General features: G+C 67.6%; 12 protein-coding genes. All 12 read left to right on the forward strand.

What is annotated here, in order from left to right; all coding sequences use genetic code 11:
* The 12 genes from serC to AC1MLT_RS08065 all read left to right on the forward strand — a co-directional run bounded on the left by serC (position 1) and on the right by AC1MLT_RS08065 (position 12,758).
* Positions 1-1,119, forward strand: coding sequence for a 3-phosphoserine/phosphohydroxythreonine transaminase (gene serC / locus AC1MLT_RS08010; protein WP_481034939.1), 1,119 nt, complete (start codon positions 1-3; stop codon positions 1,117-1,119).
* A gap of 46 nt (positions 1,120-1,165) precedes the next feature.
* On the forward strand, positions 1,166-2,299 hold the full coding sequence (gene pheA, locus AC1MLT_RS08015) for a prephenate dehydratase (protein WP_481034824.1): 1,134 nt from the start codon (positions 1,166-1,168) through the stop codon (positions 2,297-2,299).
* Entirely contained in the window at positions 2,296-3,216 is a 921-nt protein-coding gene (locus AC1MLT_RS08020) for a prephenate dehydrogenase (protein ID WP_481034825.1), read from the forward strand. The genes pheA and AC1MLT_RS08020 overlap by 4 nt, the downstream gene beginning before the upstream one ends.
* A 7-nt stretch (positions 3,217-3,223) precedes the next feature.
* On the forward strand, positions 3,224-5,245 hold the full coding sequence (locus AC1MLT_RS08025; protein WP_481034826.1) for a bifunctional 3-phosphoshikimate 1-carboxyvinyltransferase/cytidylate kinase: 2,022 nt from the start codon (positions 3,224-3,226) through the stop codon (positions 5,243-5,245).
* A 211-nt stretch (positions 5,246-5,456) separates the two neighbouring features.
* The gene (gene rpsA, locus AC1MLT_RS08030; RefSeq protein WP_481034828.1) at positions 5,457-7,142 is read left to right on the forward strand and encodes a 30S ribosomal protein S1; all 1,686 of its coding nucleotides are present in this window, start codon (positions 5,457-5,459) and stop codon (positions 7,140-7,142) included.
* Positions 7,143-7,226: 84 nt separating this feature from the next.
* On the forward strand, positions 7,227-7,559 hold the full coding sequence (locus AC1MLT_RS08035; protein ID WP_481034829.1) for an integration host factor subunit beta: 333 nt from the start codon (positions 7,227-7,229) through the stop codon (positions 7,557-7,559).
* 27 nt (positions 7,560-7,586) lie between these two features.
* Complete coding sequence (locus AC1MLT_RS08040; protein ID WP_481034830.1) at positions 7,587-7,919, forward strand: LapA family protein; 333 nt, start codon at positions 7,587-7,589, stop codon at positions 7,917-7,919.
* Complete coding sequence (gene lapB / locus AC1MLT_RS08045) at positions 7,909-9,129, forward strand: lipopolysaccharide assembly protein LapB (RefSeq protein WP_481034831.1); 1,221 nt, start codon at positions 7,909-7,911, stop codon at positions 9,127-9,129. Before AC1MLT_RS08040 ends, lapB begins: the two co-directional genes overlap by 11 nt.
* Before the next feature lie 187 nt (positions 9,130-9,316).
* A complete protein-coding gene (locus tag AC1MLT_RS08050; protein WP_481034833.1) occupies positions 9,317-9,649 on the forward strand; it encodes a ComEA family DNA-binding protein in 333 nt (110 codons plus the stop codon).
* A gap of 184 nt (positions 9,650-9,833) precedes the next feature.
* Positions 9,834-10,856: a TRAP transporter substrate-binding protein gene (locus AC1MLT_RS08055; RefSeq protein WP_481034835.1), complete on the forward strand. Its 1,023-nt coding sequence runs from the start codon at positions 9,834-9,836 to the stop codon at positions 10,854-10,856.
* Positions 10,857-10,903: 47 nt separating this feature from the next.
* Entirely contained in the window at positions 10,904-11,437 is a 534-nt protein-coding gene (locus AC1MLT_RS08060) for a TRAP transporter small permease (RefSeq protein ID WP_481034836.1), read from the forward strand.
* A gap of 7 nt (positions 11,438-11,444) precedes the next feature.
* A complete protein-coding gene (locus tag AC1MLT_RS08065; protein ID WP_481034837.1) occupies positions 11,445-12,758 on the forward strand; it encodes a TRAP transporter large permease in 1,314 nt (437 codons plus the stop codon).
* Positions 12,759-12,768: the final 10 nt, after the last annotated feature.

The raw sequence follows: 12,768 nt of genomic DNA on the forward strand, positions 1-12,768 counted from the left end.
ATGACGTCGGGCCTCGAGCGCCCCTACAACTTCTCGGCCGGCCCGGCCGCCATGCCGGAGGAGGTGTTGCGCGTCGCTGCGGCCGAAATGCTCGACTGGCACGGCAGCGGCATGGGCGTGATGGAGATGAGCCACCGGGGCAAGGAATTCGGCGCCATTGCGGCCAAGGCCGAAGCCGACCTGCGTCAATTGCTGGCGGTCCCCGATCATTTCCACATCCTGTTCATGCAGGGTGGCGGCCTGGCCGAGAACGCCATCGTGCCCATGAACCTGTCGCGCGGTACCGCCGCCGACTTCGTCGTCACCGGCAGCTGGAGCGCCAAGTCGCACAAGGAGGCGCAACGCTATTGCCAGGCGCGCGTCGCGGCCAGCAACGCGGACGACCGTCACACGCGGCTGCCCGACCCGGCGGGCTGGAACCTCTCCGCCGATGCCGCCTATGTGCATCTGTGCACCAACGAGACCATCCATGGCGTCGAGGTGCAGGATCTGCCCGATCTGGCGGCGCTCGGCAGCAAGGCCCCGCTGGTGATCGACTTCTCCTCGCACGTCGCTTCCCGGCCGATCGATTGGCAACGCGTCGGACTGGCTTTCGGTGGCGCCCAGAAGAACCTGGGACCGGCGGGCCTGACGCTCGTGATCGTGCGCGACGATCTCCTGGGCCACGCGCTCGAGATCTGCCCGAGCGCGTTCGACTACAAGACCGTGGCCGACAACGGCTCGATGTACAACACGCCGCCGACCTGGGGCATCTATGTCGCCGGCCTGACCTTCGACTGGCTGCTGCGACAGACCGAAGGCGACGCCCATGGCATCGAAGCGATGGCGCGGCGCAACATCGCCAAGGCGAAACTGCTCTATGGCTTCATCGACGGGTCCGGGTTCTACGAGAACCGTGTCGACCCAGCCTGCCGCTCGCGCATGAACGTGCCGTTCTTCCTGCGCGACGAGAGCCGCAACGAGGCCTTCCTCGCCGGCGCCAAGGCGGCCGGTCTGTTGCAGCTGAAGGGCCACAAGTCGGTCGGCGGCATGCGCGCCAGCATCTACAACGCCATGCCGCTCGCGGGTGTCCAGGCGCTGGTGGACTACATGCGAGAATTCGAGACATTGCAGGCCTGACCAGAGACGCCGCGCCGGTCGCGCGGCGCGACGGGCCGTTCGAACGATGACTGCCTCCGCTCCGCCTCCTCCCGTGCCTTCCGTTCCCGACTCCGCGGACCATTCCGCCAGCCTCGCCGACCTGCGCGTGCAGATCGATTCCCTCGACCAGCGTCTGATCGACCTGCTGAACCAGCGCGCACGCGTCGCCGAGGCGGTGGGCGAAGTCAAGAAGCGCGAGGGCACGCCCTACTTCAGGCCCGATCGTGTGGCGCAGGTCATCGAGAAGATGCAGCGCAGCAATGGCGGACCGCTCAAGAGCAATCACATCGCGGCGATCTGGCGCGAGATCACCTCGGCCTGCCTGGCGCTGGAGTCGCCGCAGCGCGTCGCCGTGCTCGGCCCCGAGGGCACGTTCTGCGAACAGGCGGCCGTCGAATATTTCGGTGGCGCCGCCGACCTGATCTACTGCGCCAGCTTCGACGAGGTGTTCCACGCGACGGCCGCCGGCAGCGCGCAATATGGCGTGGTCGGCGTGGAGAATTCCACCGAGGGTGTCGTCACGCGCTCGCTCGATCTGTTCCTGCATTCACCCACGCACGTGGTCGGCGAAGTCAGCCTGCTGGTGCGTCACCATCTGCTGCGCACGACCAATTCGCTCCAGGGCATCGAGGCGGTGCTGGCGCATCCGCAGGCCCTCGCCCAGTGCCAGACCTGGCTGTCGAAGCACCTGCCCGATGCCGAACGCCGCGCCGTCTCCAGCAACGCCGAGGGCGCGCGCCTGGCGGCCGGCAATCCGGCCTGGGCCGCCCTGGCCAGCGACCGTGCCGCCACCCGGTTCGGCCTGCACATCGTGGCGCATGCCATCCAGGACGACTCCTACAACCGCACGCGCTTCGCCATCATCTGCCTGCCGCAGACGCTGTCGATGCCACCGGCATCGAACCGCGACTGCACCAGCCTGGTGGTGTCCGTGCCCAACCAGCCCGGCGCCGTGCACGACCTGCTGATGCCGCTGAAGGCCCACAACGTGTCGATGACGCGGTTCGAGTCGCGCCCCGCCCGCACGGGTCAGTGGGAGTACTACTTCTACATCGATCTCGACGGTCACCCGTCCCAGCCCAACGTGGCGGCGGCCCTGACTGAATTGCGCGCGGCATGCGCTTTCTACAAGGTGCTGGGCGCATATCCCGTGACATGAGCACCCCGCTCCGGTCCGAAGAAGACATCGTCGGGTTCGAACGCCTGGGACTCATCGGCTGCGGTCTGATCGGCGGCTCGTTCGCCATGGCCCTGCGGCGCGCCCAGCTGGTCCGCCACATCGTCGGTTACAGCGCCTCGCCCGGCACCACCGAGCGCGCGCGACAGCTCGGCGTCGTCGATGCCACGGCGCCTTCGGCGCTGGCCGCGGTCGCCGGTTGCGACATCGTCCTGCTGGCCGTGCCCGTGGCTGCCACCGAAGCCACCCTGCTGGCGATCCGCGACGGCCTCGAACCCGGCGCGCTGGTGATGGATGTCGGATCGACCAAGGGTGACGTCGTCGAGGCGGCACGGCGCGCCCTCCCGGCTTCCCAGCTGGCGCATTTCGTGCCGGCGCATCCGATCGCGGGCAAGGAGGTGGCGGGCGTCGACCATGCGGAAGCCTCGCTCTTCGATGGGCGCCAGATCGTGCTCACGCCGCTCGACGTCACCGCACCAGCCAGCCTGCAGCGTGCCACGGACACCTGGAGCGCCATCGGGTCGCGCGTCGTCGCCATGACGCCGGACGCGCACGACAGCGCCCTGGCCGCCGTCAGCCATCTGCCGCATCTGCTGTCCTTCGCCTTCATCAACAGCCTCGCGGCCCAGTCGGGCGCGCCACAGGCCCTGTCCATCGCGGGTCCCGGGTTCCGCGACTTCTCGCGCATCGCGGCGAGCAATCCGGCCATCTGGCGCGACATCCTGCTGGCCAATCGCGAACAGGTGCTCGCGCATTCGAAGGCATTTCGCGAGACGCTGCTCGACCTGGAAACCCTGATCGCGCGCGACGACGGACCGGCGCTCGAATCCGCCATCGCCGCCGCGCGAGGGATCCGCGCGCCCTGGCGTCCCGGCGCCCTTCCCTCATCGACCGACTGACGACGCCATGTACGCCACGCCCTTTCTCGACATTCCCGCGCTGGTCTCGGCAGCGGGCACCGTGCGTCTGCCGGGCTCCAAGAGCATCTCCAACCGCGTGCTGCTGCTGGCCGCGCTGGCCGAAGGCGTCACCACGGTGCACGACCTCCTCGATTCCGACGACACCCGCGTCATGCTCGACGCCCTGCGCATCCTGGGCTGCGGCATCGTCCGCGATGGCGCGACCCTGCGCATCGAGGGACTGGGCGGCATGCTGCGCACCCCCCGCGCGGCGCTGTTCCTGGGCAATGCCGGCACCGCCATGCGGCCCCTGACCGCCGCCCTGGCCCTGCTGGGTGGAGACTTCGACCTCAGTGGCGTGCCACGCATGCACGAACGCCCGATCGGCGACCTGGTCGATGCCCTCACGCAGATCGGCTGCCGCATCGACTACCTGGGCAATCCGGGCTATCCGCCGCTGCGCATCCATCGCGTGGCCATCGACACGCTGGCGCTCGATGCACCGATCCGCGTGCGCGGCGACGTCTCCAGCCAGTTCCTCACGGCGCTGCTGCTGGCGCTGCCCCTGGCCTCGGGCCATGGCGAAGCGACACCGCGCGACATCGTGATCGAAGTGGTCGGCGAGCTGATCTCCAAGCCCTACATCGAGATCACGCTGAACCTGCTCGCCCGTTTCGGCATCACGGTGCGCCGCGACGGCTGGGAACGCTTCACCATCCCCGCGTCGAGCCGCTATCGCTCGCCGGGCGACATCCACGTCGAGGCCGATGCCTCGTCGGCGAGCTACTTCATCGCCCTGGGTGCCCTGGCCGCCACCGGAGCCGAGGGTTTGCGCATCGAGGGCGTCGGCGCGGACTCGATCCAGGGCGACATCCGCTTCATCGACGCCGCCCGCCAGATGGGCGCGCGGATCGACAGCGGCCCCAACTGGCTGCGGGTGGCGCGCGGCGCCTGGCCGCTCCAGGCGCTCGACATCGATGCCAACCACATCCCCGACGCCGCCATGACGCTGGCGGTGATGGCGCTGCACGCCGATGGTCCGAGCACGCTGCGCAACATCGCGAGCTGGCGCGTCAAGGAGACCGACCGCATCGACGCCATGGCCGCCGAGTTGCGCAAGCTCGGAGCCCGGGTCGAGGACGGCCCGGATTTCCTGCGCGTGCATCCGCTGCCGCCCGCGGCCTGGCGCGCCGCGGCCATCGAGACCTATGACGACCATCGCATCGCCATGTGCTTCTCGCTGGCCGCCTTCAATCCGGCTGCGCGTCCGGTGCGCATCCTCGACCCGCATTGCGTGGCCAAGACCTTCCCGGACTATTTCGAGGCGCTGTTCGGCGTCGTCGAGGCCGCCCGGGTCCCGGTGATCTGCATCGACGGCCCATCGGCCTCGGGCAAGGGCACGCTGGCCGTCGAGGTCGCCCGCCACCTGGGCTACCACTACCTCGATTCGGGCTCGCTCTACCGGGTCGCCGGCCTGGTCATGCGGCGCGCCGGCCTCGAGCCCGAGCCCCGGCACGAGGCCCGCATCGCCGAGATCGTGGGCGCCCTCGCATTGCGCTTCCAGGATGGCACTCTCCTGCTGGGCGAGGAGGACATCGGCGAACTCATCCGCACGGAGGCCGCCGGCATGGACGCCTCCCGCGTCTCCGCCCTGCCGGCGGTGCGCGAGGCGCTCGTCGGCCTGCAGCAGCGCTTCCGGCGGCTGCCCGGACTGGTCGCCGATGGCCGCGACATGGGGACCGTGCTCTTTCCCGACGCGCCACTCAAGATCTACCTGACGGCCAGCGCCGCGCAACGCGCCGAGAGACGCCATAAGCAATTGATTTCAAAGGACATTTCGACTACAATCGACAGTCTTCGTGCCGACCTGGAAGCACGCGACCTCCGGGACTCCTCCCGCAGCGTCGCGCCCCTGAAGCCGGCACAGGACGCACGCCTCCTGGACAACTCCACGCTCTCGATCGAAGACTCGGTCGAACGTGTGCTGGACTGGTGGCAACAGCAACAGCCTTTCGGAACCCCTTCCTGAAGGTCGTACACGGGCAACCGGCCTGAAACCGGTGCATCCGTTTCCGGTCCGGCGAGCCGCCCTCCGCGCGACAAGCGCATCGGCCCACCGGTTTTTTTCCAACCCGACCCGGGCGACAAGCCCACCAACCGCCGTCTCCAGATCCCCGCGCAGCCACACGCAATTTCGCATGACGTGGCCGCCAACCCTGGCCTGACGGAAGGAACCATCAATGTCTGAATCTTTTGCCGACCTGTTCGAAGAATCCCTGAAGCGCTCCGAGATGCGCAGCGGTGAGGTCATCACCGCCGAAGTCGTGCGTGTCGAACACAACCACGTCGTCGTCAACGCCGGTCTGAAGTCCGAAGCGTATGTGCCGATCGAGGAGTTCAAGAACGACAAGGGCGAACTCGAAGTCCAGGCCGGCGACTTCGTCTCCGTGGCCATCGGCTCCGTCGAGAACGGCTATGGCGACACCATCCTCTCGCGCGACACGGCCAAGCGCCTCGCGTCCTGGATGAGCCTGGAGAAGGCCCTCGAATCCGGCGACTTCGTCACCGGCACCACCAGCGGCAAGGTCAAGGGCGGCCTCACGGTGCTCGTCAACGGCATCCGCGCCTTCCTGCCGGGCTCGCTGATCGACACGCGTCCGATCAAGGACCTGACCCCCTACGAGAACAAGACCCTGGAATTCAAGGTCATCAAGCTCGACCGCAAGCGCAACAACGTCGTGCTCTCGCGCCGTGCCGTGGTCGAAGCCAGCATGGGCGAGGAACGCGCCAAGCTGATGGAGACCCTGAAGGAAGGCGCCGTCGTCCGTGGCGTGGTCAAGAACATCACCGAGTACGGCGCGTTCGTCGACCTCGGCGGCATCGACGGCCTGCTGCACATCACCGACATGGCCTGGCGCCGCGTCCGCCACCCGAGCGAAGTCGTTCAGGCCGGCCAGGAAATCACCGCCAAGATCCTCAAGTTCGACACCGAGAAGAACCGTGTCTCGCTGGGTCTCAAGCAGATGGGCGACGACCCGTGGATGGGCGTCTCGCGCCGCTATCCGCAGTCGACCCGCCTGTTCGGCAAGGTCACGAACATCGCCGACTACGGCGCGTTCGTCGAACTCGAACCCGGCATCGAGGGCCTGGTGCACGTCTCCGAGATGGACTGGACCAACAAGAACATCGCTCCGAACAAGATCGTCTCGCTGGGCGACGAAGTCGAAGTCATGGTCCTGGAGATCGACGAGGACAAGCGCCGCATCAGCCTGGGCATGAAGCAGTGCAAGGCCAACCCGTGGCAGGAATTCGCGCAGAACACCAAGCGCGGCGATCGCGTCAAGGGCCCGATCAAGTCGATCACCGACTTCGGCGTGTTCGTCGGCCTGGCCGCCGGCATCGACGGCCTGGTGCACCTGTCGGACCTGTCCTGGAACGAGACCGGCGAAGCCGCCGTGCGCAACTACAAGAAGGGCCAGGAAGTCGAAGCGCTCGTGCTGGCAGTCGACGTCGACCGCGAACGCATCAGCCTGGGCATCAAGCAGCTCGACAGCGACCCCTTCACCACGTTCACCACCGTGAACGACAAGGGCCAGGTCGTCACCGGCAAGGTCAAGACCGTCGACGCACGTGGTGCCGAGATCGATCTGGGCGAGGACATCATCGGCTACCTGCGTGCCAGCGAGATCTCCCGCGACCGCGTGGAAGACGCCCGCAACGTGCTCAAGGAAGGTGACGAAGTCACGGCCGTGGTGGTGAACGTGGATCGCAAGACCCGCAACATCCAGCTGTCCATCAAGCAGAAGGACATGGTCGACGAGCAAGGCGCGATGGCCAACCTGAGCCAGCAATCGGCCCGCGAGAACGCCGGCACGACCAGCCTGGGCGCCCTGCTGCGCGCCAAGCTGGACAACAGCGACAAGTAAGTCGTCCAGGAGAAGACAGGCGTGGCCGCGAGGCCAGCCTGTCTTTTTTTTCGTCCTCCGCACGCCCACTCTCACCGAGACGCCATGACCCGCTCCGACCTCGTGGAAGAACTTGCCGCCCGTTTTGCGCAACTTACGCATCGCGATGCCGAATTCGCCGTCAAGACCATCCTCGACGCCATGAGCGACGCCATGGTGCGCGGCCACCGCATCGAGATCCGTGGTTTCGGCAGCTTCTCGGTCAATCGGCGACCTCCCCGCATCGGACGCAATCCGCGTTCGGGAGAGAGCGTCCAGATCCCGGAGAAGCGCGTTCCCCACTTCAAGCCCGGCAAGGCCCTGCGCGAAGCGGTCGACGCCCGGACCGCCGAGCTCGACGCCGGCGGTGGCGGCCATGCCGATGGTCGTCAAAAGTAGAATGCGCCCGGGTTACCGGGGATGCGCATGAAGTACCTTCTGTGGCTGCTCAAGGCAGCCCTTTTTTTCACCCTCTTCGCCTTCGCGCTGAACAACCAGCAGGACGCGACCGTCTATTTCTTCTTCAGCACCTACTGGCGCGCGCCACTCGTGCTGGTGGTCCTGGCAGCCTTCGCCGGTGGCGTCGTCGTCGGTGTGCTGGGCATGCTGCCAGGCTGGTGGAAGCACCGCAGCGCCGCGGTGGCCAACTCGCCCTCCAACGAACCCTCCGCGACGGTCGTCGCCAGCACCGCGCCAGCGCCGCTCGAGGCCCTCGCCACCGTGACCGACGTTCCAGCCGCCCGACAACATGGACTTTGATTTCAGCTGGCTCCTGCTGGGCTTCCCGGTCGCCTTCGTCCTCGGCTGGCTGGCTTCGCGCTTCGATCTGCGCCAGCTGAAGCTGGAGAACCGGCAGGCGCCCAAGGCCTACTTCCGCGGGCTGAACTTCCTGCTCAACGAGCAGCAGGACCAGGCCATCGACGCCTTCATCGAGGCGGTGCAGAACGACCCCGACACCCAGGAACTGCATTTCGCGCTGGGCAACCTGTTCCGGCGCCGGGGCGAATACCAGCGCGCCGTGCGGGTGCACGAGCACCTGCTCGGACGCGGCGATCTCTCGCGCGTCGATCGCGAACGGGCCCAGCACGCGCTGGCCCAGGACTTCCTGCGCGCCGGCCTGCTCGACCGCGCCGAGGCCGCCCTGCAGAAACTCGAAGGCACGCGCTACGAGAACGAGGCGCGGCTGTCGCTGCTCGCCATCTACGAGCGTTCGCGCGAATGGACGCAGGCCGCGGCCGTGGCCGAGAAGCTCGACACCGCCGGCCAGGCGAGCTATGCGGCACGCCGCTCGCACTACCTGTGCGAGCAGGCGGCCGAGCAACTGGCCAAGGGCGACGATCTGGCCGCGGCCGGTGAACTGCTGCGCCAGGCCGTCGCGCTCGCGCCCACGGCTCCGCGCCCCGCCATCGACACCGCGGTGCTGCAGCTGCGCACCGGCCAGGCTTCGGCCGCCGTCGACACGCTGCTGGCACTGGGTGAACGCGCGCCGCTCGCGCTGCCCTTGTGCGCGGCCACGCTGCAGCAGGCGGCCAGCGCCGCGCAACGCACCGGCGAAGCCCTGGCGCTGCTGCAGCGCCGCTATGCGGACCAGCCATCGATCGACCTGCTCGAAGCCATCATCGCCCTGGGTGGCCTGCCCGCGCTGGTCGACGACGGAACGCCGGTGTTCGAGGCGGCGGCCGTCGACCCCGCCATGGCGCCACCGGCGCGGGCGACGCCGCGCGACGGCTACATCGCGCACCTGGCGAAACAGCCGTCGCTGGTGGCGGCCTCCCGCTGGCTCGCCGGCGAGACCTTCGCCAACGAGCAGTTCCATCCCCAGGTGCAGCGTGCGCTCGACCAGGCGACGCGACCGCTGATGCGCTACCGCTGCGCCGCCTGCGGCTTCGAGGCGCACCAGTACTTCTGGCACTGCCCGGGCTGCCAGGCCTGGGACAGCTATCCGCCACGGCGCGTCGAGGAACTCTGAGCCGCCTCGTGACGAGGCACGCGGCGCCTCGCGGGCGTCGTCGCCCGCCACCCTCCTCCCTTGTTCGATTCGGAAAGAAAGCGGTCGTCCGACCCGGCTACAGTCCGCCCCGCGCCGATGCGAAAGCGGCTGGCGCGATCAAGCTGTCAATCACATCCATCATCGAGAATCAGGGAGATTCATTCACATGTTCAAGAAAGTTCTGGCCATCACGGCCATGATGCTGACGATGTCGTCGTTCGCCGCGGTCGATGTCAACAAGAGCAATGCCGCCGACCTCGACGGCATCAAGGGCGTCGGCCCCGGCATGTCCAAGCGCATCGTGGATGCGCGGGCGCAGGGCGAGTTCAAGGATTGGGGCGACTTCATGAGCCGCGTCAAGGGCGTCAAGGCCAAGACCGCCACCAAGCTGTCCGGACAGGGCCTGACGGTCAACGGCAAGAGCTTCGACGACACCGCCGTCGCCGACCGGATGGCCAAGGGGGAAGCCAAGTCCCACCCGATGTCCAAGACCAAGTAGATCGCACGCAGGGCACGCTGGCCACCCGCGCGCGACGCCCCATCGAACCTCAGCCGCCTACGGGCGGCTTTTTCATGGCCGGGCGGGATCCGGTTCCGTAGGGAAAGACCTCAATGGTGGCCCGATATTTGCACGTAGGCTGCACTGCGTTTTTCCTCCGTCTTTTCTCCTGGACTCCCATCCCATGCATCACTCCTGCGTTCCCGCCGTGAAGGCCTCCACCGTGCGGCCGTCCTTGCTGGCCACCTCGATCGCGACGGTCGCCGCGCTCGCCCTGAGCGGCGGCGCGGCCTTCGCGCAGCAGGTCAAATGGGACCTGCCCACCGCCTATCCCGCGACCAACTACCACACCGAGAACATCACCCAGTTCGCCAAGGACGTCGAAGCGGCGACGGGCGGCAAGCTGCGCATCACGGTGCACGCCAACGCATCGCTCTTCAAGGCGCCGGAGATCAAGCGCGCCGTGCAGAGCGGCCAGGCCCAGGCCGGCGAGATCCTGCTGGCCAACTACGCCAACGAGAACCCGATCTACGCGCTGGATGGCGTGCCCTTCCTGGCCACCACCTACCCCGAGGCGAAGAAGCTCTACACGGCCTCCAAGCCGGCCATGGACAAGCTGCTGGCCGCGCAGAACATCAGGATCCTGTTCACGGTGCCATGGGCACCGCAGGGCATCTACGCGAAGAAGGAGATCGCCTCGGTGGCCGACCTGCGCGGCATCAAGTGGCGCGCCTACAGCCCGGCCACGGCCAAGATCGCCGAACTCATCGGCGCCCAGCCGGTGCAGATCCAACAGGCCGAACTCAGCGCCGCCATGGCCACCGGCGTGATCGAGAGCTACATGAGCTCGGGCTCGACCGGCTACGACACCAAGACCTACGAGCACATCAAGAATTTCTACGACACGCAGGCCTGGATCCCGAAGAACGCGATCCTGGTCAACGCCAAGTCCTTCGACGCCCTGGACGCGCCGACCAAGGCAGCCGTGCAGAAAGCCGCCGCCGATGCCGAGGCGCGCGGCTGGAAGGTGGCCGAGGAGAAGAACGCCGAATACAAGCGCCTGCTGGCCGAGCGCGGCATGAAGATCCACAAGCCCTCGCCCAAGCTCGACGCCGACATGCGCCAGGTCGGCGGCATCATGCAGGCCGATTGGCTCAAGGCCGCCGGCGCGGATGGCGCGGCGATCATGGACGCCTACAAGAAATGAGAGCCGCCCGAACGAGGCTCCGAACGCTCCGACGGAGCGCCTGAACCATGCGCCGCTTCCTCGATCGCCTGTACGACGGTGCCGGCGCGCTGGGCGCTTGCTGCGTCTTCCTGATCTTCGTGCTGATGATCGTCGCCGGCGTCGGCCGGCAGATGAACTGGCATGTGAGCGGACTCAACGACGTCGTCGCGTGGCTGTGCGCGGCCGCGGCGTTCTTCGCCATGGCGCATGCCTTCCGCCACGGCGACTTCGTGCGCGTCACGCTGCTGCTGGACAAGGTGCCGGCGCCGGTGCGGCGCGTGCTCGACGTCACCTGCCTGCTGATCGCCTCGGTGGCGGTCGCCTACCTCACCTACTGGGCCACCAGCTTCACCTGGGAGAGCTACGAGTTCGCCGAGATGGCCACCGGCCTGGTGGTGATCCCGATCTGGATCCCGCAGTCGACCTTCGTGATCGGCTGCTGGCTGCTGCTCATCGCCATGGTCGACGAACTCGTCGGCGTGGTCCGCGGCGACAAGCCGAGCTACCAGCGGGCCCTCGAAGAGCGCCACGCCGCTGGCGACTTCTCCTCCGACATCTGAAGGCCGCATGACAGAAACTCTTTGGATGGGCGCGCTGCTGCTCGTCATCATGCTGGTCCTGCTGGCCGGCGGCGTATGGATCGCGATGACGCTGGCCATCGTCGGCTGGGTCGGGCAGGCCTTCTTCACCAACACGCTGCCGGGCAAGAACCTGTTCTCCGCCTTCTGGGAGAGCAACGCGAGCTGGGAGCTGGCGGCGCTGCCGCTGTTCATATGGATGGGCGAGATCTTGTTCCGGACCAAGTTGAGCGAGGAGATGTTCGAGGGCCTGCGGCCCTGGCTCAACCGCGTGCCGGGCCGGCTGATGCACACCACCATCCTCGGCTGCGGCGTGTTCGGCTCGGTCTCGGGCTCGTCGGCCGCGACCTGCGCGACCATCGCCAAGGTGGCCCTGCCCGAACTCAAGCGGCGCGGCTACGACGAGCGGCTGGCCATCGGCTCGCTCGCCACCGCCGGCACGCTGGGCATCCTGATCCCGCCGTCGATCACGATGGTGGTCTACGCCGTGGCGGCCGATGCCTCGATCATCCGCATCTTCCTGGCCGGCTTCCTGCCGGGACTGCTGCTGATGGGATTGTTCTCCGGCTACATCGGCTGGTGGAGCCTGCGCAACCCGGACAAGGTGCCGGCGGCCGATCCGCCCACGACACTGCGCGAGAAGATCCGCCTGTCGGGCAACCTGATCCCGTGCGCGCTGCTGATCGTCTTCATCGTCTGGGTGCTGGTGGCCGGCTGGGCCACCGCCACCGAGTGCGCCGCCTTCGGCGTGCTGGGTTCGCTGGCCATCGCCGCCAAGGGACGCAGCCTGACGTGGCGCAACTTCCGGGAGGGCCTGATGGGCGCCACCCGCACCAGCTGCATGATCATGTTCATCCTCGCCGGCGCGGCCTTCCTGACCAAGACCATGGCCTTCACCGGCATCCCGCGCGAGCTGGCCGAATGGGTCGACGCCATGCACCTGTCGCCCTATGCGCTGATCGGCGCGCTGGTGGTGGTGTACCTGGTCCTGGGCACGGCGCTCGATGGCATCTCGATGATCGTGCTGACCAGCGCGGTGGTGCTGCCGATGATCCAGAAGGCCGGCTTCGACCTGGTGTGGTTCGGCATCTTCATCGTGCTGCTGGTGGAGATCGCGGAGGTCACGCCGCCGGTGGGCTTCAACCTGTTCGTGCTGCAGAACATGACCGGCAAGGACAGCAACCTGATCGCCAAGGCGGCGATCCCGTTCTTCCTGTGCCTGGTGGTGTGCATCGCCTTGATCACCCTCTTCCCGGGTATCGTCACCAGCGTGCCCAACTGGGTGATGGGCGTGGAGAAATAGGCGGTGGTGA

It is taken from the genome of Variovorax sp. PEI5, from assembly GCF_056679935.1.